This window comes from Pseudomonas soli, from assembly GCF_900110655.1.
Taxonomy (GTDB): Bacteria; Pseudomonadota; Gammaproteobacteria; order Pseudomonadales; family Pseudomonadaceae; genus Aquipseudomonas; species Aquipseudomonas soli.
The window spans coordinates 1-25863 of record NZ_FOEQ01000019.1; the positions used below are offsets into that span (position 1 = coordinate 1).

The following is a 25863-nucleotide window of genomic DNA, read 5'->3' on the forward strand; positions in this document are numbered from 1 at the left end:
CACTACCAGGCAGATTCCTAGGCATTACTCACCCGTCCGCCGCTGAATCAAGGAGCAAGCTCCCGTCATCCGCTCGACTTGCATGTGTTAGGCCTGCCGCCAGCGTTCAATCTGAGCCATGATCAAACTCTTCAGTTCAATACTGCTTGGGTTTTTAAGAAACCCTAAACTTGGCTCAGCAATCTCAAATGACTATGTGATTTCTCGCATGGCCACTTGTGATGCTGATAATCTTGGCGACTATCAATCCATACTCACAAGCACCCACACGAATTGCTTGATTCAATTTGTTAAAGAGCGTTTGGTTAAGAGCGTTTCGTCTCAACCGAGGCGCGCATTCTACGCTTTCCTCATTTGCTGTCAAGCGTTTATTTTGAAGTTTTTCAGAAGCCGCTTTTTGCAAAACACCTTCTACCTCAACAACTTACCGCTTGCCTCGTGGCGTTCAACGCTGCGAGGAGGCGAATAATACGCGGTTTGATTTCAGAGTCAACACCTTGATCTGAAAAACTTTCGATCACCATCCGACGGCACGTCGGCAACTATTCGCCACGGTTGCCGCTCTGTAGAGAAACACGCAAGCGGAGCGGCTTTGCCATGAGCGATGCACAGAATGAGAAGACCCCGGGGCTATCGGCGGACGAAGAGCAGGAAGTCAGCCACAACCAGCCGCCGCGGGCGGCTGTCTTGCACGAGATCATCCGCTACCAGGGCGACCAGGAACTGGAGCGCACCCTCGCCGCCTTGTGGTGGTCCGCGCTGGCGGCCGGTCTGACCATGGGCCTGTCGTTGATGGCCATGGGGCTGTTCTATGCCCGCCTGCCCGAAGGCGACAGCGCCCAGGTAGTCGCCAGCCTGGGCTACAGCGCAGGCTTCCTGGCGGTGATCCTCGCCCGCCAGCAACTGTTCACCGAGAACACCCTGACCGCCGTGCTCCCGGTGATGACCGCGCCCACCCTGAGCAATCTCGGCCGGCTGCTGCGCCTGTGGTGCGTCGTCCTGCTCGGCAACCTGGCCGGCACGCTGCTGGTGGCCTGGGTGATGCTCGAACTGCCGATCTTCGACAGCAAGACCGACATCGCCTTCCTTGAGGTGGGCCGCAAGGTGATGACCAACGACATCAGCCAGATGTTCGCCAAGGGCATCGTCTCCGGGTGGATGATCGCCACCATGGTCTGGATGATCCCGTCCATGGAGCACGCCAAGATCTGGATCATCCTGGTGATCACCTACCTGATGGCCCTCGGCGACTTCACCCACATTGTCGTGGGCTCGGTGGAGGTGTCGTACCTGGTCTGGGCCGGCGATGAAACCTGGCAAGCGTTCTGGCTCGACTTCGCATTGCCCACCCTGGCGGGCAACATCATCGGCGGCAGCTTCATCTTCGCCCTGATCAGCCACGCCCAGGTACGCAGCGACAGCGGCAAGCCTCCCTCGAAGCTATTGAAGGACGACAAACAGACCAAGGACTAGCGCGCCGCAACCGCCCGTTCGGCTCCCCTGCCCCGCTGCGGCAATGGCCGTGGCCGCCACCAGTTCTGCCCGGGGTGCGGCGAGTCGAGGCTGACCCGCTCGCCCATCTGCGGCGTGCTCAGTAGCACCTGGGCGGTATTGGCCAGGGCCAGGATACGCTCGAAGGGCTCCTGCCAACCGTGGATGGACAGGTCGAAGGTGCCGTTATGAATCGGCAACAGCCAGCGACCTCGCAAGTCCAGGTGCGCCTGCAGGGTCTGTTCCGGCTGCATGTGCACATTGGGCCAGGCAACGTTATAGGCGCCAGTCTCCATCAGGGTCAGATCGAACGGCCCATACTGCTCGCCGACTTCACGGAAACCGTCGAAATAGCCGGTATCGCCACTGAAGAACAGCCGCAGCCCTTCGTCGATCATCACCCAGGACGCCCAGAGTCTGCGGTTGCTGTCGAACAGCCCGCGCCCGGAAAAATGCTGGGCAGGCGTGGCGACGAAGCGCACCCCTTCGACTTCGGTTTCCTGCCACCAGTCCAGTTGTCGCACCTTGGCCGGTGGCACGCCCCACTCGATGAGCAGGTCCCCCACGCCCAACGGTGCTAGGAAATGCTCGGTGCGCGGTGCCAGTTGGCGGATGGCCTGCTCATCCAGATGGTCGTAATGGTCGTGGGAGAGAATCACCGCAGTCAGTGGCGGCAGGTCGCTCAGCGCCAGCGGCGGCGCATGGAAGCGTAACGGCCCGGCCCATTGCACCGGCGAGGCGCGCTCGGCGAACACCGGGTCGGTAATGAAGAAGCGCCCGCGCAACTTGAGCAGCACGGTGGAATGGCCGAGGCGCCACAGGCTGTGATCCGGTGCGTCAGCCACCTGCTGGCGGGTCATCGGCTGGAGGGTCAGCGCCGCATCCGGTCGTGTTTGCGGTGGCTTGCGCAGCAACAGGTACTTGACGCCGATGCGCAGCTTCTTGAGCACGCCATCCTTGGGCAGTTCGACCTGGTTGAGAAAGCGTCCGTCACGCTGCGGTGCCGGCTCGCCAGCGGGGATAGCCATGGGGACCATGAGCAGCAGCACTCCGCAAAAGAGGAAAGCCTTCATATTACTCCACAGGGTCGGATCAACCGTGAAATGGCTTGCAAGGTCATTTTTCGCCGATGAAGGATTGTTCAACAATATTCACATTACTTATGCGATAAACGGCGCTCCACAGAAGAACGATAACCATGATCGACAACCGCAGCGGCAAGGGGCTCTCTTTCGTCAGGCGCATCTACCTGCCGCGCATCATCGGCCTGGGGATCGGCCTGTTCGCCGTGATGGCCGCCATCGCCCCGCTGAACCCACCGACCTGGGCCTGGGCCTTGCTGTTGCTCAATGGCCTGGTCTGGCCACATGCGGCCTACCTGTGGGCCCTGCGCTCGGCCACTCCCTACCAGGCCGAGCAGCGCAACATCCTGCTGGATTCGCTGATGGGCGGTTTCTGGACTGCGGCTATCCACTTCAACCCGCTACCCAGCGTCACCATCCTGTCGATGATGACCATGAACAACGTCGCCGCCGGTGGCAAACGCGTGCTGCTACGCGGCCTGTTTGCGCAGCTGTGCGGCATGCTCCTGGCCACCGCGCTGCTCGGCACAGGCCTGCAGACACAGGCCACGCAGTTGCAGGTCCTCGCCTGCCTGCCGATGCTGACCCTCTACCCCCTGGCCCTGGGCTGGGTGTGCTATCAGCTGGCGATCAAGCTGACCGAACACAAGCGCCGCCTCAGCGCCCTGAGCCGTACCGACAGCCTGACCGGCCTGCTCAACCATGGCTCGTGGAAAGACCTGCTGCTGCTCAAGTTCCAGATCTGCCAGCAGCAAAGGCTGCCGGCGGTCATCGCGCTGATCGACATCGACCACTTCAAGACCATCAACGATACCTACGGCCATGTGGTCGGCGACTGCGTGCTGCGCCAACTCAGCCAGGAGCTCAAGCGCAGCTTGCGCGAAGACGACCTGGCCGGGCGCTATGGCGGCGACGAGTTCTGCGTAATCCTCCCCGGCACCCACGAAGCCCAGGCCTGCCAGGCCATGGAGCGCCTGCGCGAACACGTGGCCGCCTACCGCAACCCGCACTTGCCGGGCTTGCGCATCAGCCTGAGCATCGGCCTGGCCGACTTCCGTCCGGGCCTCGCCTCACCGGAGCACTGGCTGGAACAGGCCGACAAGGCCCTGTATGCCGCCAAGCACCAGGGGCGCGACCAGGTCAATTTCGCTCGCGGCGAGGCCGCCACGCTCAGGCTGGCCTATCCTGACTGAACCTTCGCCCAGGCCTCGGGCGCAAGACAGCAGTTGAAGGAGTCGCCCGTACATGGACAGGAACGTCGACCTTTCATCCTCCAGACCCACCTCGCGCCTGCAGGTGCGCCGCCTGGTCGGCGGTTTCTGCGCGCTGTTCGGGCTCGCCTGCGTGTTCACCCTGGTGGCATTGTTCAACATCGCCACCACGCTGGACCGCCAGGCGCTGCAGCAAAGCACCTTCCAGGCCTCTCAGGCACTGGAACAACGGCTGGTGGCCTCGCGCCAGTTCCTCTCCAGCTACGCCGTCTGGGACGCCGCCTACGCACATCTGGTAGGCAAGGTCGACTGGCAGTGGGCATATGACGAAAAGAACGTCGGTGAGTCGCTGTACAGCGCCAGCGGCTACGAAGGTGTGTTCGTGGTCGAGGATGAGCGCACCACCTACGCCCTGTTCAAGGGCAAACCCACCGACTCGCCGGCTAGCGCCCATATCGACAGCCCCCTGGCGGCAATCATCGACGCGGCGCGCAGGGCAGCACCGGCCCGCGAGCAGGTAACCCACTTCGTACGCTTCAACGGCTGGCCCGCAGTGCTCAGCGCCGCGGCAGTACGCCCGGACAAGGAAGTGACCGAGGCTGATGTAAAACAGGCGCCGGTGATGGTGTTCGTCGACCAGCTGACCGAAACCAAGCTCGCAGTTCTGGGCAAAGGCGCGGGTTTGACCGGCATGCGCCTGGAGAAAAGCACCGTCGCTGAGGCCGGACAACCGCATATCGCCCTCGGCGAAACCGGTTATCACCTGGTATGGAACACGCCGTTGCCGGGCCGCCAACTGCTCCATGCCTTCCTGCCGCCGCTGTTGGCGGTATTCCTGATGCTTGGCCTGGTGGTGCTCTACCTGTTCCGCCACGCCCTGCGCAGTTCCCGGGCAATAGATGAAAGCCTGCTGCGATTGCAGCAGAGCAACCGCGCCCTGGAGGCCAGCGAGCAGCGCTTTCGCGCAGTGGCCGAAGCAGCCTCCGACTGGATCTGGGAAACCGACCGCCATCACCGCCTGACCTACCTGTCGCAGCGCTTCGTCAGCGTCACCGGCTACCGCATCGAGGACTGGCTAGGCCAGCCGCTCAACCAGTTGCTGGCCTGCGACACCACGCCCCTGCTGCCCTGGCTCGACAACGAGGCCGACAGCGACACGCAGCAACTGGCCAACCTGCGTTGCAACTACGATGACGCCACCGGGCAGAACCGTTACTGCCGTGTGTCGGCGCGCTCGATCATCTATGAAGGCAAGCTCGCCGGGTTTCGCGGCACCGCCAGCGACATCACCGACGAGGTTGCCGCCCATGCCCGCATCCAGCACCTGTCGATGCACGACGCCCTGACGGGCCTGGCAAATCGCAACAAACTCTCGCGCCATCTCGAACAAGCCCTGCTGCGCGGCAGCGACTCGCCGCCGCTGACGCTGTTGCTGCTCGACCTGGACAGCTTCAAGCCGATCAACGACTCCCTCGGCCACCCCGCCGGCGATGCGGTGTTGCAGGAAGTGGCCAGCCGCCTGCGCGATACTACCCGCGACGATGACCTGGTTGCCCGCCTGGGTGGCGATGAGTTCGTCCTGGCCCTGCATGGCCTGGACAACCGCAGCGAGATCGACCGCTTCTGCGCACGCCTGCTCGACCTGCTGCAACAACCCATCGGTTTCGAGGAGCACCAGTTGCACATCGGCGCCAGCATCGGCATCGCCCAGACCCGGGCACAGGGCTACGATGCCGGCGAACTGATCCGTTGCGCCGACATTGCCCTGTACCAGGCCAAGGCCGACGGCAAGAACACCTGGCGCTACTTCTCGCCGGAAATGAACCAGCAGATCCAGTACCGCCGCCAGCTGGAAAACGACCTGCGCCGGGCGATCAAGCAGCACGAGTTCGTGCTGCACTACCAGCCACGCTACCGCCTGGACGATCTGCGCATTGTTTCGGTGGAAGCTCTTTTGCGCTGGGAGCATCCCCAGGAAGGGCTTATCGGGCCAGACACCTTCATTCCCTTGGCCGAACAGAGCGACCTGATCGTCCCGCTGGGCCGCTGGGTGCTCGAAGAAGCCTGCCGCAATGCCCGTGACTGGCCCGAAGAGCTGCTGGTCTCGGTCAACCTGTCGCCCGCGCAGTTCTCCCGTAGCGATGTGGTCGCCGATGTGCGCCAGGTGTTGCTGGACACCGGATTCCCCGCCCAGCGCCTGGAGCTGGAAATCACCGAGAACGTGATGCTCAACGACATCGAAGGCGCCCTGGGCACCATGCTCGCGCTCAAGGAACTGGGCGTGCGCCTGAACATGGACGACTTCGGCACCGGCTACTCGTCACTGGGCTACCTGCGCACCTACCCCTTCGACAGCATCAAGATAGACAAGCGCTTCATCGCCGGATTGAGCAGCCAGAGCGGCAACGACCGGGCCGTGGTCCAGGCGATCATCAACCTCGGCAAGGCCATGGGGCTGACCGTGACCGCCGAGGGCGTGGAGACCGAGCAGCAATTGAAGGCGCTGGACAAGGAGCAGTGCCATGAGGTGCAGGGCTACTACTTGAGCAGGCCGGTGGACCGGGCCGCGTTCGAGGCGCTGCTGGCTAACCGGGAAGTTCGCCAGGATGCGTCCTGAATGCACTGCCCAGGCTCAACGCAGGTTGCGCTCAGCGACAATCTCGGGCAAATCGGTACGGTTGAGGTAGATGCGCAACGGCTCGCCGATATTTAACCTGTCATCCACATGCTGTTCCAGCAGCAACGCCAGGCGCTCTCGGCACAGCGCCATGCGTGCATCGGCCTCGGGCCGCCAGACGAACTCGCTGCAGGGCGTGATGCTGTCGTCGGCCACGTCCATGCCGAACGCGTCCTCTGAAAACCGCACGATATGGGTGCCGCGTTTGCCGTGAAAGCCGACGAAGCCCTTGAGCTGGTCGGCGGCGATGCAGATGTCCTGGGATGTGATGGCCATGGCGTAACCTCGCAAAGAATTCGGAAGTGACGCACGCAGAGGGGGCGGTCGCCTCTGGCGGGCAACGCGCAAGTGCCAGCCTAACCCAAGTGCCAGACCGTTCGCCAAGGTTTTTCACCCATCGCGCCAAGGCCCGCTAGACTGGATTTTCGAGCCCCTTCGTCGTTATCGGATCCGCCCCTCATGACCCAGGCCGTCACCGCCGACATCGCCATCATTGGTCGCATCAACGCCGTGCCGGCCATCCTCCAGGTCATCTGCGAGACCACGGGCCTGCGCTTTGCCGCCGTGGCCCGGGTGACCGAAAGCAGCTGGACGGCCTGCGCGGTGCTCGACACCCTGGGATTCGGCCTCGAAGTAGGCGGTGAACTCGAGGTCGCCTCCACGCTGTGCCACGAAATCCGCAGTACACGCCAGACCATCATCATCGACAAGGCCAGCGAGGATGAGCAGTACTGCCGCCACCACGCCCCGCACCAGTATCGCTTCGAAAGCTACATTTCAGTTCCGGTGCTACGTACCGACGGCAGCTTCTTCGGTACCATCTGTGCCCTGGACGCCCAGCCAACGCAACTCAAAGGCACGGCAATCCAGCCAATGATGGAATCGTTCGCCCGCCTGCTGGCCATCCAGATCGAAAGCGAGGAAAGCGCCCAGCGCACTGAGCGTGCCCTGCACAAAGAGCGCGCCATGGCCGAGGTCCGTGAGCAGTTCATTGCGGTACTCGGACACGACCTGCGCAACCCGCTGTTCGCCATCACTGCCGGTGCCGAATTGCTCAGCCAACGGCTGGTGGACGACAAACAACGTGCTATCGCCCTGCATATCCGTACCTGCGGCCGGCGAGCCACCGAACTGGTGCGCGATATGCTGGACTTTGCCCGTGGCCGCCTCGGTGCGGGGATCCCTTTGAACTTGCAGCCTTGCCACGATCTGCCCGAAGCCCTCGGCCATGTGGCCTCCGAACTGCAGCGTGTGCACCCGCGACGGCGCATCATCCTTGACATTGGCCAAGTTGGAGGACTGTTGTGTGACCGCGAACGGATCACGCAACTGTTGTCCAACCTGATAGCCAATGCCCTGCTTCATGGCGATCCACAGGGCCCGGTCACCGTGCGTGCGACCCTCAGCGATAATACGTTCGACCTTAGCGTGCACAACCAGGGCACGCCGATAGACCCACAAACCCTACCCCTGCTGTTCGAGCCCTTCACCCGACCGATCTCCGGCGCGCCCCAGGCAGGCCTGGGGCTGGGCCTGTACATCGCCAAGCAGATCGCCCTGGCCCACGGCGGTCACATGGAGGTGACGTCCAGTGCCGAGGCGGGCACGCTGTTCAGTGTTCACCTGCCGGCGGATCGACCTGCGACTCCAGCAGCACCGAGAGCCAGTTCATGAACGCCTGGACCCGGCGCGGCACATGGCGCTGCCGCGCATACAACAGCGAAACCGGCATGGCCCGCGCCTGCCAGGGCTCGAGCAGCGACACCAGTTCACCGTCACGCAGATGCTCGTCGACGCCTACCGCCGGCACCTGAATCAGACCGAGCCCAGCAAGACAGGCAGCGGAATAGGCCTCTGCATTGTTCACCGTGACCACGCCGGCCATGGCCTGGAAGCGCAGTTCGCCGCCCTGCTCGTATTCGAATCCGGCACTGCGCGCGCCGAGGTTGCGCACGTAGTGGACCAATCTATGGTCGGCCAGGTCCTCCAGGCTGCGGGGTAGGCCATGCCGCTCTAGATAGGCGGGGCTGGCGCAGTTGCGCATGCTCAGCCGCCCAACCGGGCGCGCTACCACATCCAGGTCGCTGAGCATGCCGATGCGCATCACGCAGTCAAAACCTTCGCGCAGCAGGTCGACCTGGCGGTCGGTGCAACTGATCTCCACGTCCAGGCGCGGGAAACGCTCGAGAAACCGCGGCAGCGCCGGCACGATGACCCGTCGCGCCATCATGGTAGGCAGGTCGATCCGCAGACGCCCGGCCAGCTCGGCGTCGTCGGCGCTGAACAGGCTTTCAATCTCATCCATGCCCGACAACAGGTCCTTGCTGCGCTCGTACAGCAAGGCGCCGTCCTGGGTCGTGCGCACCCGGCGCGTGGTGCGGTTGAGCAGGCGCGTGCCGAGCAGGTTTTCCAGCGCCCGCACCTGTTCGGAGACAGTCGAGCGCGGCAGCCCCAGGCTTTCGCCGGCCAGGGTGAAACTGCTCAGTTCGCTGACCCTGACAAAGGTACGCAGCAGATCCAGCTTGTTCATACCCATCCTCATTGTCCTATTTATACGAACAGTATTTCCGGAATCCGTGGATTTAACAGCCTATCCACGATCAATAACCTGTCCGCAACAGCCAGCCATAACGAGGTATCCGACATGACTCGCAAGATCGCACTGATCACCGGCGCCAGCCGCGGCCTGGGCAAGAACACCGCCGAACACCTGGCCGCCCGTGGCATCGACATCATCGGCACCTACCACAGCAAGGCCGACGAAGCCCGCGCCGTTGCGGCCACGCTGGAGCAGGCCGGCGTGCGCGCCGCCATGCTGCCACTGGACGTCAGCGACAGCGTCAGCTTCGCAGGTTTCGTCGAACGCCTGGGCGACACCCTCGAACAGCAGTTCGGCCGCCGTCAGCTGGACTTCCTGGTGAACAACGCCGGCATCGGCCTGAACGTGCCATTCAGCGAGACCAGCGAGGCGCAGTTCGACCAGTTGCTGAACATCCAGCTCAAAGGCCCGTTCTTCCTTACCCAGCGCCTGCTGCCGCTGCTGGCCGACGGCGGGCGCATCGTCAACATCTCCACCGGCCTGACCCGCTTCGCCCTGCCCGGCTATGCCGCCTATGCGGCCATGAAGGGCGCCATGGAAGTACTGACCCGCTACCAGGCCAAGGAACTGGGCGCGCGCGGCATCCGGGTGAACATTCTCGCGCCGGGCGCCATCGAGACCGATTTCGGCGGGGGCGTGGTGCGTGACAATCAGCAGGTCAATGACTACATCGCTGGCAACACCGCGCTGGGCCGGGTCGGCCTGCCCGACGATATCGGCGCGGCCATCGCCCTGTTGCTGGAAGATGGCAATGGCTGGATCAGCGGGCAGCGGCTGGAGGTGTCGGGGGGCATGTTCCTCTGAGGCGCACGCTGCGCAATGCGCTCAAGCTCTGTTCAAGGCCTGGTGCAGCGCGGCGACGGCAGGGAGTGACAAAGCCTCATGGGTGATGCACAAGCCGATCCGGCGCCGCAGTGCCAGGCCGCTGCCGGGCCGCCAGTAGACCCCGGGACAGCGCTCGGCCAGGGACTGCGGCAACCATGCCGCGCCCAGCCCGGCGGCGACCATGGCCAGCGCCAGTTGCAACGAACCGGCCTGGCCAACCTGCTCGCCTTCGCCGTACAACCCCATCAGGCGCTGGTGCGAAGGATGCTGCGGACAGGTGATCCAGCGCCCGTCCGGCTGGCTGCCGGTCGCCATCACCAGCACAAAGGCCTCCTCCCACAACGGCAGGAACAGTTCGTCCTCGCAGCGCTGGGCCTCATCGGCCAGCCGCGCATCCCCGTCGCAGCCTTCGAGCAAGGTCAATTGCAGGCCCGCCACCGCCTGGTTGGCCAGGCGCACGCAAGCCTCGACCTGGGCCGGCGCGATGTCCGCCTCGATGCCCAGGGCCAAAGGCATCCGCTCCTGCCCCTGGCGAAAGCGCAGGCGCAGCGCATCGGCCTCGGCCACCATGCGACAGGCCTGGGGATACAGCTCACGCGCCTGCTCGCTGACTTCGACCCCACGGGCCTGACGCAGGAACAGCTCGGCGCCCAGGTCATCCTCCAGCTGGCGGATAGTCACCGACAAGGTCGGCTGCGCCACGCACAGGCGCTGGGCGGCTACAGTGATGTTGCGCGCTTCGAATACCGCGATAAAAGCCTTGAGATGCCGGATATCCATAGATAGAACCGATGCCAGCCAGAGAAATAAGCCGTTTTTCATGGCCGAAAGGGTTATCTAGAATCCTGGCCATCGAAAGTGATTATGCCTGGGAGGCAACCATGAACAAACCCCTGATCATTATCACCGGCGCCAGCTCCGGCATCGGCGCCGCCACCGCCCAACGCTTTTCCGCCGCGGGCCATCCGCTGTTGCTGATCGCCCGCCGCCTGGATCGCCTGGAGGCGCTGGCGTTGCCTGATTGCCTGTGCCGCGCCGTGGATATCCGCGACCGCGCGGCGCTGGTGGCCGCCGTGGCCGAGGCCGAAGCCGTGTACGGGCCGGCCGATGCCCTGGTGAACAATGCCGGGGTGATGCTGCTGGGGCAGATGCACGAACAGGACCCGGAACAATGGGAGCGCATGTTCGACATCAACGTCAAAGGCCTGCTCAACGGCGTGCACGCGCTGATCGGCGGGATGGTCGAGCGGCGCCATGGCACCCTGATCAATGTCAGCTCGGTGGCCGGACGCAAGACCTTCCCCAACCATGTGGCCTACGTAGGCAGCAAGTTCGCCGTGCACGGGTTGTCGGAGAACCTGCGCGAGGAGTTGGCGCCGCACAATGTGCGGGTGGTGACCATCGCGCCGGGCGCAGTGGAGACCGAGCTGCTCGGGCATACCACCGACGAGGGCATCAAGCGCGACTACGAAGCGTGGAAGGCCAATGACATGGGCGGCGTGGTGCTGTCGGCGGAGGATGTCGCCGGGGCGATCGTCTGGGCCTACCAGCAGCCGCAGCAAGTGTGCATTCGCGAGATCGTGCTGGCGGCGACTGCCCAGCAGCCTTGAGGCTGAGTACCGGGGGCGCCATGCGCCCCGTTCGCCGGCGAGCCGGCTCCCAAACCGACCGCACCGGGTTCAAGTCATGCGCAATCCAGTGGGCGCAGGCCTGCGCCTTCAAGGCGTTTCATGCACCTGCACGCTCGCCGTCATGCCGGCGCTCAGGGTCACGCCCTCGGGCACCTGGTCCAGGCGGATGCGCACGGGAATGCGCTGCGCCAGCCGCACCCAGTTGAACGTTGGCTCCACCTCGGGCAGCAACTGCCCATCCGGCGTCGAGTTGCGGTCGGTGATCCCTCGGCTGATGCTTTCCACCTGCCCTTGCATCGCATCGCCGGCACCCATGAGCCAGACCTTGACCGGGTCACCGACGCGAATCCGCGGCAGCTTGGTTTCTTCGAAATACGCCTGGATATAGAAAGTGGCATCGTCCACCAGCGCCATCACCGATTGCCCGGTGTTGACGAAATTGCCCTCGGCCAGGCGTAGATTGGTGATATGCCCGCCGCGCGGGGCTCGGACTTCGCTGCGGGCCAGGTTGATCTTTGCCACCTGTAACTGGGCCTCGGCCTCGTGCAGTTCGCCGCGGGCGACAGCGGCGTTGATCTGGGCGTTCTCACGCAACTCGGCACTGATCGCCTCAGGGCCCAGGGCAGTGCGCCGGGCGGCCTCACGCTCGCGCAGGCGCAACTGCTGGGTACGCGTCTCGACCACGGCGGTGGCCTGCTCGAAGGCGGCCTGGAAGCGTTCGCGGTCGATGCTCATCAGCAGCTCGCCGGCCTTCACCTGCTGGTTGTCATGCACCTTCAACGCGCTGACCCAGCCAGACACGTCTGGGGCGATCACCACCACGTCGGCACGCACCCGGGCATCCCGGGTCCAGGGCGTGAGCATGTAGTACTGCCACAGTTGATAGCCGGCAAAAACAGCGAGGATCACCACACACAAGGTGACCAGGGTACGTACGACTGTACGCATGGACTTACTCCTTACAAAGGGCCTGACAGGCGCACCACCCCATACAGCACACAGACGAACAGTGCCGCGTCGAACAACGCCTCGTGCCAGATCCAGCGCCCCAGGGGGGTGGCCTGCACGACGAAGCGCAACAGCCCGGTGAGCACCAGCGCCAGCAACACATAGATCAAAAACGGGCTGAGCAGCACGCCGCCCACTGCCCACTCACGCAACTCCATGGGCTTCCTCCTGCCAGCGGCACCACTTGCCCCAGCTCTTGCGCAATTGCAGCACCGCGCCGATGGCCAGGCGCAGCGGGTCACTGGGCGGCTGGCGGCGCAGGGCCTCGATGAACTCTTCACTGGCGGCGTCCAGGCGCTGGCCCCGCCCCGGCGCCGGGCCGCTGGCGAGTACCGCCTGCAACTGCTGCAGGTACTGGCGCTCGGCATTGCCCAGCGGCGCCTTGGCCACGGCCAGGCACATGCGCAGGTGCACCAGTTCGTCACCGATATCCAGACCGTGCAGGCCATCGTCCCAGCGCTTGCGCTCGGCTTCGGGCAGCTCACTGGCATGCCGCGCCAGTTGCATCAGGCGGTCGGCCATGCGCCCACCGAACCAGCTGTCGGCGCCGCGCAGGTCGCGCCGGGTCAGGCGCACCAGGTCGCCTTGCGTGGCCGCGCGCAGGCGCCGGCCAAGCCAGGCCGGGTGGCGCAGCACCAGCAAGCGGAACGCCATTACCGCGGCGCCCACGCCCAGCAGCATGGCCTGGGCGCTGTTGAGCATGGTCGCCACATCGAAATGCATGGCATTGAGCGGCGCCACCAAAACGATGAAGTGCAGGCAATAGGAAGTGGCAGTCGCCCCGGTACGCGGATGGGCCATGCCCAGTGCGCCGAAGAACAGCGGCACGCCCATGCCCAGGCAGAGCATGGCGAAGCTGCTCCATTGCGGCAGCAGGATCTGCCCCACCAGGAACGCCACCGGGATGGCCAGGAGGATACCGCGCAGGAAACTCAGGCCGATCTGCGCGCCGTTCTCGCGGCTGGCGAACAGGCTGCAGACCACACAGGTGAGCACCAGGCCGCCTGGCGCCGATGGCCAGGCCGTGGCCAGCCAGAAACTGCTCATGGCCAGGAAGGCCAGGGCGCTGCGCGAACCGAACAGCAGGGCAAGGGACAGGTCGCGATGAGTTGCCAGGCTCTGTGTCGCCTTTCTTGGCGCCCGCCCCTGCTCGACGTCGTCGAGGGCCTGGGTGCAAGCCATCGTGTAGTCCAGCAGCAAGCTCAGGCGCGCCAGGCAGTAATGCTCGGCGGGGCTGATCCGCTCGTCGTGGGCGGCGTCCCAGACACGCTGGCGCAACAGCAGCAAGCTGGGCTGGTCGGGGCTGGCCAGGTGAGCGCGCACCTCTTCCAGCCATGGCGCCAGATGCCTGGCTTCGCCCTCTTCAAGCTGGCGCCACTGTCTGCGCACCGAGCGTGAGATGCGCAAAAGCACCATCAGTGACTGGCTCAGGCCGCTGATCGCCCGGGCGCGCTGGCGGCCGCGGCTGCCTTCGAACCAGGCGTGTTCGCGCTGGGCATCAATGGCGACGATGCGCCCGAGGCTGTCTAGCAGGCCGCTGCGTGCCTCGTCTTCGCCCCCAAGCATGGCGCTGGCCGCCTGCAGGCCGTTGTGCCAAGCCTGGCGAGCCTGGCCGGCCAGTTGCTGCTCCACGCGCATTGGCCAGAGCAGCGCGCTGGTTAGGGTGGCGCAGACGATGCCCAGGCAGATCTCGGTGCAGCGCGCCACGGCCTGGTCGAATACCTGCAGCGGATGGTCGATCGCCGGCAGGGCGATGATCGCCACGGTGTAGCCGGCCAGCACGAACGCGTAGGCCCAGGCGCTGCGCAGTTGGGTCGAGGCAGCGGTGCACAGGGCCAGCCACAAGGCCAGGGTCAGCAGGAACAGCCACGGGGTCTGGGCAAACAGGCCGATGAACACCACCGACATGCAGGTGCCGACCAGGGTGCCGGCCAACCGCGCCAAGCCCTTCTGCACCACCATCCCCGACAACGGCTGGGCGACGATGAAGGCGGTCATCAGCGCCCACGCCGGTTGCTCCAGGCCCCAGCGCATCGCCAGCCACAACGCCAGGCCGCCACCGAGCAAGGTCTTGATGGCGAACTTGAGGGCGAGGCTGCTGGGGGCAAACAGGGCCTGGAAGGTGATGGGCACGAAACGGACCTTGGGCGCGCAGGGGGTAATAGGAAGAAAGATAGACAACGAAAGAGAGGATAAAGCGCAAACGATTAATTAGCTAGCTAATCATCTAGATGGACAGATTTTCGCAGGCAAAAAAAATGGGCGACCGAAGTCGCCCTAAATGCCTTGCGTGCTCGTGTATCGGGAAGGATCAGCGCTGGTTGCGCTTTTTCGAGTCCTTCCAGATGAAAATGCCCAGACCGGCGAAGAAGGCCAACATCAACCCGACTGTTACCACCCCGGCGATAACCACGTTGTCGAAGAACATGTCGGCTCCTCCCTTGATGTGCCGTCATCCGATGGGGGCAAGGTAACCAATGCGAGGAGGGGGAAAATTGACCGGAGTCAATGGCGCCCGGAGCCGGGCGCGGAAGGCGGGTGCAGGGTTGACCTGCATCAAGTTTCAGCGCTTCTTCGGTTTGCCCTTGGGCTTTTTCTTCTTGGCCTGGCTCAGTGGCATGGCCTGCTCGAAGGCCTGGCGCATGTCGTCCAGGCGCTTGTCATTGAGGTCGTGAATGCGTTTGGCGCGTTCGGCGCCGAAATCGATCAGGTTGTCTTGGCTCATGGCGGGCTCGACGGACAGCAGAGGCCTCAATAATGAAGGCTTGCCAGGGCGCTGACTAGTCAGACTTCGATATCCACCAGCAACCCCTGGCGCGTGCGCTCGCCCATCGGCGCCACCGGCACGGTGTTGTCGGCGTTGAGTTCCTCGCCCGGCAGCGCCTCGTAACGATCACCTTCAGCCTGCTTGCGCCTTTTTTGCTGGCGGCGTTGCTCGTCACGCAGCAGCAAGGCCTGCTCTTCGGGATCACGATGATTCTTCAGGTCGATCGTGCCATCGCTGGAGGTCGGCTGCGTGGGCACCACCGGCGCAATGGTCGGCGGCGGCTTGACCGGGTCGTGTTGCGAGGTCACGGGGGCGGCACTGAGCGGGATGATTGGCGGCAGCATGGGAGGTCTCCTGTAGCCTTGTTGTCGGCTGGTGGTGCGCCGCCTTGAATGCCTGCGGTCGAAGGTGTGCGGCGTGTCACAACGCCGCATTGCGCTGGAGTATAGCGCGGGCCTACTCGGCGTCTTCGTCCGGGTCGTCGGGTGGAGGGCTCGCCTCGCTCCATGGCCGCTTGTAAACCTGCTGCCAGACCGCATCCATATGTTCGCGCACACCTGGCGGGGCATTCTTCAACGATGCGCTGTCTTCGCGCTCGCCGCCGAACGGGTCCTCACCGGGCGGGCTGATCAGCGACTGACCGGTGATGGTGTAGATCGCCTGGCCTTCACGCATCTCGATGGCGATGTCGTGGGGGTCGATACCGCCACCGCAGAAGGCATGGCTGGCCACTGTCACTTCGGCGACACCGTCCTTGTTCAGGTCGCCGACATCACTGACATCGGTATAGAAGTCGACGTCCAGGTCCAGGCCAGCGCAGGTGGTCTCCTGCTCGATCTGCCAGCGCGGCTTGAAGACATCGGCACTGGCGGCACGGCCATACAGGGTGGCCTTGAGCACCACCTTGTCGACTTCCTCCTCGGTATCGGGGTCGGTGGCCTGGCCGTCGACCCGGCTCAGCACCAGCAGGCCCTCGCCCTCGCGGTCATGAAAATGCACGCTCTTGATCGGCGTCTGCACACCGAGCACTTCCAGTTGTTCGACCGGGATTGGCGGCAGGATCTCGAAGCTTTTCTGTTCGCAGGCGGCCAGCAGCGCCAGGCTGCCCAGGCCCAAGGTGACGTTCAACCAGCGGTGCTTGGCAAACATGTTGGCGCATGGCCCTCGTGACGGGTGTTCGTCGATGAACACGCTAGACTCACTGAGATTCTTTGGTCTGGCGCAGCCGATCCGGTAACATGGCCAGCTTTTTCATCGCGGGAGTTTTGGCAGTATGGCGCAGCAGTATCAACCGGGGCAACGCTGGATCAGCGACAGCGAGGCCGAGCTCGGTCTTGGGACCATCCTGGCGCAGGATGGCCGCCTGTTGACCGTGCTCTACCCGGCCACGGGCGACACCCGCCAGTACTCGCTACGCAATGCGCCGCTGACCCGCGTGCGTTTCTCGCCAGGCGACCTGATCACCCATTTCGAAGGCTGGAAGCTCACCGTGCAGGAGGTCGAGGACATCGACGGCCTGATGGTCTACCACGGCATCGACCCGCAGAACCAGCCGCGCACACTGCCCGAGACGCAGCTGTCCAACTTCATTCAGTTCCGCCTGGCCAGCGACCGCCTGTTCGCCGGGCAGATCGACCCGCTGTCGTGGTTCTCCCTGCGCTACAACACCCTGCAGCACACCAGCAAGCAGATGCTCTCCACGCTGTGGGGCCTGGGTGGCGTGCGCGCCCAACCTATCGCCCACCAGTTGCACATCGCCCGTGAAGTGGCCGACCGCATCGCTCCCCGCGTACTGCTGGCAGACGAAGTGGGCCTGGGCAAGACCATCGAGGCCGGCCTGGTCATCCACCGCCAGCTGCTGTCCGGTCGCGCCAGTCGCGTACTGATCCTGGTACCGGAAAACCTCCAGCACCAGTGGCTGGTGGAAATGCGCCGGCGCTTCAACCTGCAGGTTGCGCTGTTCGACGCCGAGCGCTTCATCGAAAGCGACGCCAGCAACCCGTTCGAGGATGCCCAGCTGGCGCTGGTGGCGCTGGAGTGGCTGGTCGAGGACGAAAAGGCCCAGGACGCGCTGTTCGCCGCCGGCTGGGACCTGATGGTGGTCGATGAGGCCCACCACCTGGTCTGGCACGAAGAGCAGGCCAGCCCCGAATACTCGCTGGTCGAGCAGCTGGCCCAGGTGATTCCCGGCGTGCTGCTGCTCACCGCCACGCCTGAACAGCTCGGCCAGGACAGCCACTTCGCCCGCCTGCGCCTGCTCGACCCCAACCGCTTCCACGACCTGGCCGCCTTCCGCGCCGAAAGCGAGCACTATCGCCCGGTGGCCGAAGCCGTACAGGAGTTGCTCGACGAAGGCCGTCTGTCGCCGAACGCTCACGCCACCATTCAGGGCTTCCTCGGCGCCGAAGGCGAAGCACTGCTGGCCGCAGTCAGCGATGGCGACAGCCAGGCCAGCGCGCGCCTGATCCGCGAACTGCTCGACCGCCACGGTACCGGCCGCGTTCTGTTCCGCAACACCCGTGCGGCGATCCAGGGCTTCCCCGAGCGCCAACTGCACCCCTACCCGCTGGCCAACCCCGAGGCCTACGCCGACCTGCCTTCGGGCGAGCGCGCCGAGCTGTACCCGGAAGTGGCCTTCCAGGCCCAGGGCGAAGCCGGCGACGACGAGCGCTGGTGGCGTTTCGACCCTCGGGTCGACTGGCTGATCGACACCCTGAAGATGCTCAAGCGCACCAAGGTCCTGGTGATCTGCGCCCACGCCGAGACCGCCATGGACCTGGAAGACGCCCTGCGCGTGCGCTCCGGCATCCCGGCCTCGGTGTTCCATGAAGGCATGAGCATCCTCGAGCGCGACCGCGCCGCCGCCTACTTCGCCGACGAAGAGTTCGGCGCCCAGGTGCTGGTGTGTTCCGAGATCGGCAGCGAAGGCCGCAACTTCCAGTTCGCCCATCACCTGGTGATGTTCGACCTGCCGGCCCACCCGGACCTGCTCGAGCAACGCATCGGCCGCCTCGACCGGATCGGCCAGAAGCACACGATCCAACTGCACATCCCGTACCTGCAGGACAGCCCGCAAGAGCGCCTGTTCCAGTGGTACCACGAAGGCCTCAACGCCTTCCTCAACACCTGCCCGACCGGCAACGCCCTGCAACATCAGTTCGGCCCGCGCCTGCTGCAACAGCTGGCCGGTGGCGACGACAAAGGCTGGACCCAGCTGGTCGGCGAGGCCCGCGCCGAACGCGAGCGCCTGGAGGCCGAGCTGCACACCGGTCGCGACCGCCTGCTGGAGCTCAACTCCGGTGGCGCAGGCGAAGGCCAGGCGCTGGTCGAGGCAATCCTTGAGCAGGACGACCAGTTCGCCCTGCCGATCTACATGGAAACCCTGTTCGACGCCTTCGGTATCGACAGCGAGGACCACTCGGAAAACGCCCTGATCCTCAAGCCAAGCGAGAAGATGCTCGACGCCAGCTTCCCGCTGGGTGACGACGAAGGCGTGACCATCACTTACGACCGCGGCCAGGCGCTGTCGCGCGAGGACATGCAGTTCCTCACCTGGGAGCACCCGATGGTCCAGGGTGGCATGGACCTGGTGTTGTCCGGCTCGATGGGCAACACCGCCGTGGCGCTGATCAAGAACAAGGCGCTCAAGCCCGGTACCGTGCTGCTCGAACTGCTCTATGTCAGCGAAGTGGTGGCACCGCGCAGCCTGCAGCTGGGGCGCTACCTGCCGCCGGCCGCGCTGCGCTGCCTGCTCGACACCAACGGCAACGACCTGGGTCCGCGGGTAGCCTTCGAAACCCTCAACGACCAGCTTGAAAGCGTGCCCAAGGCCAGCGCCAACAAGTTCATCCAGGCCCAGCGCGACGTGCTGGCCAAACGCATCGCCGCGGGCGAGGCCAAGGTCCTGCCAACCCACGACGAGCGCGTGGCCCAGGCCCGCCAACGCCTCGCCGCCGAAGCCGACGAGGAGCTGGCGCGCCTGACTGCGTTGAAGGCCGTCAACCCGAGCGTGCGCGACAGCGAGATCGACGCCCTGCGCAAGCAGCGCGAAGAGGGCCTGGCGGCGCTGGAAAAAGCGGCACTGCGCCTCGAGGCAATCCGGGTGCTCGTCGCCGGTTGATCCCATGGCGGTCATCGCGGGGCAAGCCCGCTCCCACAATTCCGGCCCGGAATTGCAGGGAGCAGGCTTGCCCCGCGCTCGTTACGGCCTGCAAACCATTCATTTAGACCATCTGGCTATTGCCTCCATATCCAAATGGTAGAAATCAAATTGCCATTAATCAGGAAGGCTTAGGTACCCGTTCCTATACTCCAGCAGGAACAGTCTCCATCCGTGCTTTTTGGGGACGAGTGAAGACTCGACGAAGAGGCCTGCAATGGAGTGGCTGGGACTGCAATTGTTCGCCGAGCTGCCGGCGACCGGACAGATCATCCTCGACTGCCGACACAACCCCTTCCTGGTGCTGCTTGCCTTCATCGTGGCCAGCGCCGCCTGTTTCGCCACCCTGGACATGAGCGAACGCCAGAGCCAATGCGAAGACCGCTTCGCCCGCCGCCAATGGCGTGTGCTCGGTGCCTGCTGCCTGGCCGGGGGCATCTGGGCAATGCATTTCATCAGCATGCTGGCCTTCCAGGCGCCCCTGGAAATCCACTTCGACGCCCCGCTGACCGGCCTGTCACTGCTGGTGGCGCTGCTGGCTGCCTGGCTGGCGATGAACAGCCTCAACCGCAGCCAGATGCGCCTGCGCCACTACCTGCAGACCGCGCTGTTCATCGGCCTGGGCATCAGTGTCATGCACTACACCGGCATGGCCGCCCTGCAGACCAGCGCCCAGCAGTACTACCAGACCGGCCTGCTCCTCGCCTCTATCGGCATCGCCGTGCTCACCAGCCTGGTGGCGCTGCTGATGGCGCGCTATTTCAACAAGGGCAGCGGCACCTTGCACCTGCTGCTCAAGTACGGCGCCAGCCTGTTGATGGCCGCAGGTATCGTCCTGACCCATTTCACTGGCATGGCGGCGATGACCCTGGTGATCCCCAGCGAGACCGCGCTGCGCCTGCCTTCGGCCGACAACAGCCTGCAACTGGCGCTGACCATCGCCGTCATCACGCTGCTGATCAGCGCTGGCAGCATCAGCGCGGCGTTGGCCGACAAGAAGCTGCAGAGCAAGGAGCACGACCTGCGCCGGGTCAACGTACTGCTCAGCCAGCTCGACCAGGCCCGTGCCTCGCTGCAGCAGGCCGCCCACTACGATGCCCTGACCAACCTGGTCAACCGCCGCGGCTTCAACCAGGTATTCGCCGAGCGCCTGGCCGAGCAGGCCGCCAATGAGGGCATGCTCGCGGTGATGTTCCTCGACATCGACCACTTCAAGCGGATCAACGACAGCCTCGGGCATGCCGCTGGCGACGAGCTTCTCAAGGTCATCGCCGACCATATCAAGGCGGCCACGCGCGGCCAGGACCTGGTGGCCCGCTTCGGTGGCGACGAGTTCTGCATCGTCACCAGCCTCAACAGCCGCGACGAGGCGCGCCACCTGGCCCAGCGCATCATGCAGCGCATGAAGGAGCCGATCGACCTGGCGGGCCGGCGCATGGTGATGACCACCAGCATCGGCATCAGCATCTTCCCCGACGACGGCCAGAGCACCGAGGAACTGCTGAAGAACGCCGACCTGGCGCTGTACCAGTCCAAAGGCTGCGGGCGCAACAGCCTGAACTTCTTCAACAACGGCCTGAAGACCCGCGCCACCCTCGAGCTGCAACTGGAAGAAGAACTGCGCGTGGCGTTGTTCGAAGAGCGCGGCCTGTGCGTGCACTACCAGCCGATCTTCGACCTGCGCAGCGGCCAGGTGGCCAAGCTCGAGGCCCTGGTGCGCTGGCAACACCCACAACATGGCCTGCTCAGCCCCGACCGTTTCATCTGTATTGCCGAAGCCAACGGCCTGATCGCCGAACTGGACCTGTGGGTACTGCGCCGGGCCTGTGAGGACCTGGCCCAGCTCAACCGCCATGGCTATGGCGATCTCAAGGTCACGGTGAACTGCTCGGCCCTCACCCTGGGCCGCGAGGAGCTCGCCACCGAGGTGGAAATGGCCTTGTTCCAGGCCGGCCTCGCGCCCCGCCAGCTGGAGCTGGAGGTCACCGAAAACGCCCTGATGGGCGACATCCACCACACCATCAGCCTGCTCAAGCACATCCGTGCCCAGGGCGTGGCGCTGTCGATCGATGATTTCGGCACCGGCTATTCATCGCTGGCGTACCTCAAGCGCCTGCCGCTGGACGTGCTGAAGATCGACCGCTCGTTCATCCAGGACGTGCCCGGCAGCCAGAAAGACCGCGAGATCGTCCAGGCGATCATCATCATGGCCCATACCCTGCACCTGAAAGTGGTCACCGAAGGCGTCGAGACTGTCGAGCAGCACGAATTCCTCGCCAGCCACGGCTGCGACTACCTGCAAGGCTACCTGCTCAGCCGCCCGGTGCCGCTGGCCGAGCTGCGGCCGATCCTCGAACGGCTAGGCCGCCAGCCGGGCGAGCTCAATCCTTGCTGCGATACAGCGCTACCAGGGTCGCCGGATCTTTTTGCAGATAACCCTGGCTACCGTGCAGGCGCATCAGTTGCGCGGCGAGGCCACTGAGCGGCGTCGCCGAGCCCTGCTCGCGGGAGAATTTCACTGCGGTGTCGAGATCCTTGAGCAAGGTGCGCACGTGCCACTTGACCGGCTCGAAGCGGCTTTCGGCCATTTGCGGGGCGAGGATCTGCAAGGGTTTCGAGTCGGCAAACCCGCCGGCCAGCGCCTCGGCGATCAGCCGTGCATCGACCCCTGACTGTTCAGCCAACGCCACCACTTCGGCGATCACTAACGCATTGCAAGCCACGATCATCTGGTTGCACGCCTTGGTCACCTGGCCGGCTCCCACCGCGCCCATGTGCGTCACCCGTTGGCCCAGGGTTTGCAGCACCGGGCGCGCTCGCTGCAGGTCGCTCGCCTCGCCCCCGACCATGATCGCCAGGGTGCCGGCCTCGGCCCCCGGCGTGCCGCCGGACACTGGAGCATCAAGCCAGGCCATGTCGCACAAAGCCGCCAGTTCCGCCGCCATCTCCCGAGTGGCAGTCGGCTCGAGGCTGGAGAAGTCCACCAGCAGTTGGCCACTGCGCCCGCCCCGGGCGATGCCCTGCTCACCGAACACCACCTCGCGCACCACCGCCGTGTCGGCCAGGCACAGCAGCACCATGTCCGCCGCCTGGCACAGCTCGGCAGGGCTGCCGGCCAGCTGGGCGCCGGCGGCAACCAGCTCGGCGCATTTATCCGGGCTGCGGTTCCACACGGTCAGCGGATAGCCCGCGGCCAGCAGCCGACGGCACATCGGCAGGCCCATCAGACCGATCCCGGCAAACCCCAACGAAGGCAACGCAGTACTCATGAGCAACTCCAGATTAAAGAAGCGTGACAAACGGACGATGCAATGCGGGTGAGAAAGGAAAAACCTTAGTCCGACTAAGGAAACCCCCTATCGCACAAGAAAAAGACGCACTGATAAAGTCGCGAAATTTCTCCGTGATGGCTAGATGACATGCATCACCGGGAAGCCAACCACTCCAGGCAAATGGCGCACTATGACCTCTACGAACACTTCTGCCAATGCGGCTCCCGAGCCCTCCCTCAGCACCCACTCGCTGACCGCCGGCGGTGCTCGAGACCTGCCCGCGGCGCGCAGCATGCCGGCTCAACAGTACCTGTACTTCACCGAGCAGGACATCCAGCGCATCCTCGACAACCTCGACGGCCTGCGCGACCTGGTATTTCCAGCCAACCTGCATGTCGAGGACGAGGACCAGTTGCGCCTGGAGCAGCAGTTCCCGTCGGTGTGCCTGATCGGCCTGGGCCGCTGCGGATCGAACATCGCCCTGGATGTGGCGGAGCTGGTGTACAACGCGCGCACCTTCTTCCTCAATGAGTACAACAACGAAGACCGTTTCAAGGGCGACGCGGGCTACAGCCCGGCACGCTGGATCCGCCAAAACCTGCGCCTGGTGCAGAACAAGGCCGCCAAACCAGTGTTCCTGGTAGAGCCGCTGGTGATGCTGGGCGACCTGGACAAGGACATCGCCGGGCGCATTCGCTTCTCGCGCAAGGGCGAGCGCGGCGGTTTTTTGCGCGACTACAGCAAGATGAAGATCATGGACCTGTCCGAGGTGCATGCCGGCGGCGCCGGCAACGCGCCGATCCTCGGCCAGTACCTGGCCAAGATCATCCTCAACAAGGACACCCAGCGCTTCTCCAGCGCCGACTGGAAGCTGATCCACTCGTACCTGATCGACTCCTGCGGCATCAAGGCCAACCAGTCGCGCCTGTACTTCTACATCTTCAGCGCCGGCGGCGGTACCGGCTCGGGCATGGCCTCGGAATTCGGCCTGGCCCAGCAGTATTCGTATATGAACAAGACCTTCGATACCAAGCCGGCCGACGAGAACGACGGCAAGAGCGGGCATTCGTTTGTGTTCGAGCCGATCTTCACCAGCGGTATCTGCGTGCTGCCCAATGCCTCCGATCACCGCAGCGAAATGTCCGAGGCGCTCCATATCAACGCCGGGCGCCTGCTGTGCAAATACCTGTCGGAGGAATGGGACTTCTCGTACAACTTCGACAATGAAGACAGCAGCGAGGCCAGCGTCATGGGCCGCATCCGCCCGTGGAACGCGATGATGCTGATCTCCAACGACATCATGCGCTACGCCGAGGAGAGCGACGACGGCACGATCCAGAACATCGACGTCAACGCCATGGAGAAGCACGCCAACCAGTACATCTCCCAGCAGATCTTCAACATCCTCACGGCGCAGGCGGTGACCACCGACTACGACCAGAACTACTTCCGCCGCGCCGGCATCGATATCGGCGAGACCATCCGCCTGGACGCCAACGACCTGTTCATGAGCCTGGCCGGCCCCGTGGCGATCGCCTATGCCGAGTCGGTGGTGCCGGAAGTGCCGCCGGCAGGGTCGGACAAGTTCAAGGTGTTCGAGCGTGAACAACCGCGCCTGGACATCGACGACCTGTTCTTCCGCTCCATCGACCTGCCGCACTTCAACAAGCAGACCCAGGCCATCGAAGGCATCAGCCTGCTGCCGATCGAGTCGCGCCGCTACCGCGCCGCGCTGGAGCAATACCAGGCCTCGGGCTACGACGCCGCGGCGCTGCACGACCTGCACTTCTTCAAGAACTGTTCGTCGGTGGTGTCGATCGTCTCACTGCCCAAGGACTACAAGCTGTCGTACATGGACCTGAACCGGCTCAAGACCCACCTCAACAGCCTGTTCCCCAACACCACGCTCAAGCGCTATGCGCTGGTGATCGGCGCCTCGGCCAACCTGTCGCTGACCACCCTGATCGCCAAGAGCCCGTGCCTGTCGGACGATTTCCTCACGCTGATCGTGGCGTTCATCAAGCGTTGCTTCGCGCGCAACCCGTACCGCTTCGACGACACCATGGACAATGCGATCCTCGACTTCATCACCAGCGAGCACTTCGATGAGGACAGCATCGACGACCTGCTCAACGAGTTCGAGAACCCGGCGAAGATCCTCGACACCAACTGGTACGCGATCAAGCCGATGTACGAGAAGAAGTACCGCGAACTGATCAACGACAAGAGCCGCTTCGTCTCGATCAACGATATCCGCCTATCGCGCGAGTGCGTGAAGAAGGCGGTGAAGTACCTGCGCGAGATCTTCCGCCACCGCATCGGCAAGACCCGGGTGATTTCGCTGAACAGCCATACCGGGCGTGTGGACTACTGATTCAGTTGGGGCCGCAAAGCGGCCCTATTTACGCATCCCGTAAACTGTTACCGCCCCGCCGAATCACCCCGCCACTGTTACCAACTTCCACCTTACGTGAGCGTCAACGCGCACCATTGCGGAGCGTTTGCGCGTTTTCACGCACTAAAAAAGCCCGCGCTTATCCCGCTTTCTTCGTCTGGATCACGATGAACGGCGAAACCACCACCGCCCAGATCTCTGGATCGCGGGTTTGCAGGTCGAGCGCCTGCTCGGCGGAGACCGGCCCGACAGTGCCATCATTGCGCCACTTGGCGAAGATCTCGCCGCGATTCTCGGCCATCGCCTCGGCAACAGCGATCAGGTCGAGGCTGGGGTCGACCCAAATCAGGTCACCCTTGGCCCAGAAACGCTCCAGGGCTTTCCACTCGATGACGGCGGTCTCGCCGAGCAGTTTGGCATAGAGGGTGCTTACTTGATCAGTCATGGGTTTACCTGCGCAAAGATCGGCCAACAAAAAGGCCGGCATTTTTGCAGAAAAACCCGGTTTCAAATACGTAATTTGGTCGATCAGGCCCGAACTTGTGGGGGCGGGCCGGGAATACAGGCAAAGTGATGGCGCTTTTCTGTATCTTTATGTCGATCAAGCGACACCCCTTGAGACAGACGCTTTTCGCCCGCTTTTCAAGCGCTCGGACAGCGCTCTACACTGTACCGGTACAGTTCCGGGACATGTTCCGGGGGAAGGTGGGCTTACGGCATTGGCGTAGCCAGGCCGCAAATCCCGC

General features: G+C 64.2%; 22 protein-coding genes and 1 rRNA gene. 9 read left to right on the plus strand and 14 right to left on the minus strand.

What is annotated here, in order from left to right:
* Nucleotides 1–138 (minus strand): 16S ribosomal RNA (locus BMY03_RS24980); the annotation flags it as partial.
* 459 nt (nt 139–597) lie between these two features.
* Between BMY03_RS24980 and BMY03_RS24990 the strand changes: the two genes are divergently transcribed.
* Nucleotides 598–1473: a formate/nitrite transporter family protein gene (locus tag BMY03_RS24990; RefSeq protein ID WP_094012552.1), complete on the plus strand. Its 876-nt coding sequence runs from the start codon at nt 598–600 to the stop codon at nt 1471–1473.
* On the opposite strand, the gene BMY03_RS24995 is transcribed toward BMY03_RS24990, so the two are convergent.
* Entirely contained in the window at nt 1470–2564 is a 1095-nt protein-coding gene (locus tag BMY03_RS24995; RefSeq protein ID WP_094012553.1) for an MBL fold metallo-hydrolase, read from the minus strand. The genes BMY03_RS24990 and BMY03_RS24995 overlap by 4 nt on opposite strands.
* A 125-nt stretch (nt 2565–2689) precedes the next feature.
* Between BMY03_RS24995 and BMY03_RS25000 the strand changes: the two genes are divergently transcribed.
* A complete protein-coding gene (locus BMY03_RS25000) occupies nt 2690–3766 on the plus strand; it encodes a diguanylate cyclase (protein ID WP_177182956.1) in 1077 nt (358 codons plus the stop codon).
* A 52-nt stretch (nt 3767–3818) separates the two neighbouring features.
* Nucleotides 3819–6401, plus strand: coding sequence for a bifunctional diguanylate cyclase/phosphodiesterase (locus BMY03_RS25005; protein WP_094012554.1), 2583 nt, complete (start codon nt 3819–3821; stop codon nt 6399–6401).
* A gap of 15 nt (nt 6402–6416) precedes the next feature.
* Here BMY03_RS25005 and BMY03_RS25010 read toward each other — a convergent pair whose 3' ends face one another.
* Nucleotides 6417–6737: a DUF2025 family protein gene (locus BMY03_RS25010; RefSeq protein ID WP_023629578.1), complete on the minus strand. Its 321-nt coding sequence runs from the start codon at nt 6735–6737 to the stop codon at nt 6417–6419.
* Between the two features lie 183 nt (nt 6738–6920).
* Here BMY03_RS25010 and BMY03_RS25015 point away from each other — a divergent pair, with 183 nt between their 5' ends.
* A complete protein-coding gene (locus tag BMY03_RS25015; RefSeq protein ID WP_023629579.1) occupies nt 6921–8135 on the plus strand; it encodes a GAF domain-containing sensor histidine kinase in 1215 nt (404 codons plus the stop codon).
* Here BMY03_RS25015 and BMY03_RS25020 read toward each other — a convergent pair.
* The gene (locus BMY03_RS25020) at nt 8074–8991 is read right to left on the minus strand and encodes a LysR family transcriptional regulator (protein WP_038706639.1); all 918 of its coding nucleotides are present in this window, start codon (nt 8989–8991) and stop codon (nt 8074–8076) included. The two genes, BMY03_RS25015 and BMY03_RS25020, sit on opposite strands and share 62 nt — an antisense overlap.
* Before the next feature lie 114 nt (nt 8992–9105).
* Here BMY03_RS25020 and BMY03_RS25025 point away from each other — a divergent pair, with 114 nt between their 5' ends.
* On the plus strand, nt 9106–9864 hold the full coding sequence (locus BMY03_RS25025) for an SDR family NAD(P)-dependent oxidoreductase (protein WP_038706640.1): 759 nt from the start codon (nt 9106–9108) through the stop codon (nt 9862–9864).
* Between the two features lie 21 nt (nt 9865–9885).
* Here BMY03_RS25025 and BMY03_RS25030 read toward each other — a convergent pair whose 3' ends face one another.
* Nucleotides 9886–10665, minus strand: a complete 780-nt coding sequence (locus BMY03_RS25030) for a LysR family transcriptional regulator (protein ID WP_023633149.1) — start codon at nt 10663–10665, stop codon at nt 9886–9888.
* A gap of 101 nt (nt 10666–10766) precedes the next feature.
* Here BMY03_RS25030 and BMY03_RS25035 point away from each other — a divergent pair, with 101 nt between their 5' ends.
* The gene (locus BMY03_RS25035) at nt 10767–11495 is read left to right on the plus strand and encodes an SDR family oxidoreductase (protein ID WP_038706641.1); all 729 of its coding nucleotides are present in this window, start codon (nt 10767–10769) and stop codon (nt 11493–11495) included.
* Nucleotides 11496–11603: 108 nt separating this feature from the next.
* Here the strand turns inward: BMY03_RS25035 and BMY03_RS25040 are convergent, their stop codons facing one another.
* From BMY03_RS25040 to BMY03_RS25065, 7 genes are all read right to left on the minus strand, one after another.
* On the minus strand, nt 11604–12464 hold the full coding sequence (locus BMY03_RS25040; protein ID WP_038706642.1) for an efflux RND transporter periplasmic adaptor subunit: 861 nt from the start codon (nt 12462–12464) through the stop codon (nt 11604–11606).
* Nucleotides 12465–12475: 11 nt separating this feature from the next.
* Complete coding sequence (locus BMY03_RS25045; RefSeq protein ID WP_023632903.1) at nt 12476–12682, minus strand: DUF1656 domain-containing protein; 207 nt, start codon at nt 12680–12682, stop codon at nt 12476–12478.
* Entirely contained in the window at nt 12669–14657 is a 1989-nt protein-coding gene (locus BMY03_RS25050; RefSeq protein ID WP_094012555.1) for an FUSC family protein, read from the minus strand. The genes BMY03_RS25045 and BMY03_RS25050 overlap by 14 nt, the downstream gene beginning before the upstream one ends.
* Nucleotides 14658–14835: 178 nt before the next feature.
* Nucleotides 14836–14952 carry a cytochrome c oxidase subunit CcoM gene (gene ccoM / locus BMY03_RS26790; RefSeq protein ID WP_023629476.1) on the minus strand — a complete coding sequence of 39 codons (117 nt, stop codon included), beginning with the start codon at nt 14950–14952 and terminating at the stop codon, nt 14836–14838.
* A 135-nt stretch (nt 14953–15087) separates the two neighbouring features.
* On the minus strand, nt 15088–15249 hold the full coding sequence (locus BMY03_RS26455; protein WP_094012556.1) for a hypothetical protein: 162 nt from the start codon (nt 15247–15249) through the stop codon (nt 15088–15090).
* Nucleotides 15250–15308: 59 nt separating this feature from the next.
* Nucleotides 15309–15635 carry a hypothetical protein gene (locus BMY03_RS25060; protein ID WP_023629474.1) on the minus strand — a complete coding sequence of 109 codons (327 nt, stop codon included), beginning with the start codon at nt 15633–15635 and terminating at the stop codon, nt 15309–15311.
* 112 nt (nt 15636–15747) lie between these two features.
* On the minus strand, nt 15748–16440 hold the full coding sequence (locus tag BMY03_RS25065; protein WP_023629473.1) for a M949_RS01915 family surface polysaccharide biosynthesis protein: 693 nt from the start codon (nt 16438–16440) through the stop codon (nt 15748–15750).
* A 124-nt stretch (nt 16441–16564) separates the two neighbouring features.
* Here BMY03_RS25065 and rapA point away from each other — a divergent pair, with 124 nt between their 5' ends.
* Together rapA and BMY03_RS25075 are read left to right on the plus strand one after the other, a co-directional pair.
* Nucleotides 16565–19411, plus strand: a complete 2847-nt coding sequence (gene rapA / locus BMY03_RS25070) for an RNA polymerase-associated protein RapA (RefSeq protein ID WP_094012557.1) — start codon at nt 16565–16567, stop codon at nt 19409–19411.
* A gap of 256 nt (nt 19412–19667) precedes the next feature.
* Nucleotides 19668–21932 (plus strand): putative bifunctional diguanylate cyclase/phosphodiesterase, encoded by a 2265-nt coding sequence (locus BMY03_RS25075; protein ID WP_038706645.1) that lies wholly within the window; start codon nt 19668–19670, stop codon nt 21930–21932.
* Here the strand turns inward: BMY03_RS25075 and BMY03_RS25080 are convergent.
* Nucleotides 21832–22719 carry an NAD(P)-dependent oxidoreductase gene (locus BMY03_RS25080; protein ID WP_094012558.1) on the minus strand — a complete coding sequence of 296 codons (888 nt, stop codon included), beginning with the start codon at nt 22717–22719 and terminating at the stop codon, nt 21832–21834. The two genes, BMY03_RS25075 and BMY03_RS25080, sit on opposite strands and share 101 nt — an antisense overlap.
* Before the next feature lie 295 nt (nt 22720–23014).
* Between BMY03_RS25080 and BMY03_RS25085 the strand changes: the two genes are divergently transcribed.
* Nucleotides 23015–25096 carry a hypothetical protein gene (locus tag BMY03_RS25085; protein ID WP_371041630.1) on the plus strand — a complete coding sequence of 694 codons (2082 nt, stop codon included), beginning with the start codon at nt 23015–23017 and terminating at the stop codon, nt 25094–25096.
* 160 nt (nt 25097–25256) lie between these two features.
* On the opposite strand, the gene BMY03_RS25090 is transcribed toward BMY03_RS25085, so the two are convergent.
* Nucleotides 25257–25562, minus strand: a complete 306-nt coding sequence (locus BMY03_RS25090) for a DUF2288 domain-containing protein (protein ID WP_094012559.1) — start codon at nt 25560–25562, stop codon at nt 25257–25259.
* Nucleotides 25563–25863 lie beyond the last annotated feature (301 nt).

Excerpts from the sequence above, each read along its gene's own strand:
- BMY03_RS24990 (WP_094012552.1), top strand. The coding sequence starts at position 598 with ATGAGCGATGCACAGAATGAGAAGACCCCGGGGCTATCGGCGGACGAA.
- BMY03_RS24995 (WP_094012553.1), bottom strand. The coding sequence starts at position 2,564 with ATGAAGGCTTTCCTCTTTTGCGGAGTGCTGCTGCTCATGGTCCCCATG.
- BMY03_RS25000 (WP_177182956.1), top strand. The coding sequence starts at position 2,690 with ATGATCGACAACCGCAGCGGCAAGGGGCTCTCTTTCGTCAGGCGCATC.
- BMY03_RS25005 (WP_094012554.1), top strand. The coding sequence starts at position 3,819 with ATGGACAGGAACGTCGACCTTTCATCCTCCAGACCCACCTCGCGCCTG.
- BMY03_RS25010 (WP_023629578.1), bottom strand. The coding sequence starts at position 6,737 with ATGGCCATCACATCCCAGGACATCTGCATCGCCGCCGACCAGCTCAAG.
- BMY03_RS25015 (WP_023629579.1), top strand. The coding sequence starts at position 6,921 with ATGACCCAGGCCGTCACCGCCGACATCGCCATCATTGGTCGCATCAAC.
- BMY03_RS25020 (WP_038706639.1), bottom strand. The coding sequence starts at position 8,991 with ATGAACAAGCTGGATCTGCTGCGTACCTTTGTCAGGGTCAGCGAACTG.
- BMY03_RS25025 (WP_038706640.1), top strand. The coding sequence starts at position 9,106 with ATGACTCGCAAGATCGCACTGATCACCGGCGCCAGCCGCGGCCTGGGC.
- BMY03_RS25030 (WP_023633149.1), bottom strand. The coding sequence starts at position 10,665 with ATGGATATCCGGCATCTCAAGGCTTTTATCGCGGTATTCGAAGCGCGC.
- BMY03_RS25035 (WP_038706641.1), top strand. The coding sequence starts at position 10,767 with ATGAACAAACCCCTGATCATTATCACCGGCGCCAGCTCCGGCATCGGC.
- BMY03_RS25040 (WP_038706642.1), bottom strand. The coding sequence starts at position 12,464 with ATGCGTACAGTCGTACGTACCCTGGTCACCTTGTGTGTGGTGATCCTC.
- BMY03_RS25045 (WP_023632903.1), bottom strand. The coding sequence starts at position 12,682 with ATGGAGTTGCGTGAGTGGGCAGTGGGCGGCGTGCTGCTCAGCCCGTTT.
- ccoM (WP_023629476.1), bottom strand. The coding sequence starts at position 14,952 with ATGTTCTTCGACAACGTGGTTATCGCCGGGGTGGTAACAGTCGGGTTG.
- BMY03_RS26455 (WP_094012556.1), bottom strand. The coding sequence starts at position 15,249 with ATGAGCCAAGACAACCTGATCGATTTCGGCGCCGAACGCGCCAAACGC.
- BMY03_RS25060 (WP_023629474.1), bottom strand. The coding sequence starts at position 15,635 with ATGCTGCCGCCAATCATCCCGCTCAGTGCCGCCCCCGTGACCTCGCAA.
- BMY03_RS25065 (WP_023629473.1), bottom strand. The coding sequence starts at position 16,440 with ATGTTTGCCAAGCACCGCTGGTTGAACGTCACCTTGGGCCTGGGCAGC.
- rapA (WP_094012557.1), top strand. The coding sequence starts at position 16,565 with ATGGCGCAGCAGTATCAACCGGGGCAACGCTGGATCAGCGACAGCGAG.
- BMY03_RS25075 (WP_038706645.1), top strand. The coding sequence starts at position 19,668 with ATGGAGTGGCTGGGACTGCAATTGTTCGCCGAGCTGCCGGCGACCGGA.
- BMY03_RS25080 (WP_094012558.1), bottom strand. The coding sequence starts at position 22,719 with ATGAGTACTGCGTTGCCTTCGTTGGGGTTTGCCGGGATCGGTCTGATG.
- BMY03_RS25085 (WP_371041630.1), top strand. The coding sequence starts at position 23,015 with ATGCCGGCTCAACAGTACCTGTACTTCACCGAGCAGGACATCCAGCGC.
- BMY03_RS25090 (WP_094012559.1), bottom strand. The coding sequence starts at position 25,562 with ATGACTGATCAAGTAAGCACCCTCTATGCCAAACTGCTCGGCGAGACC.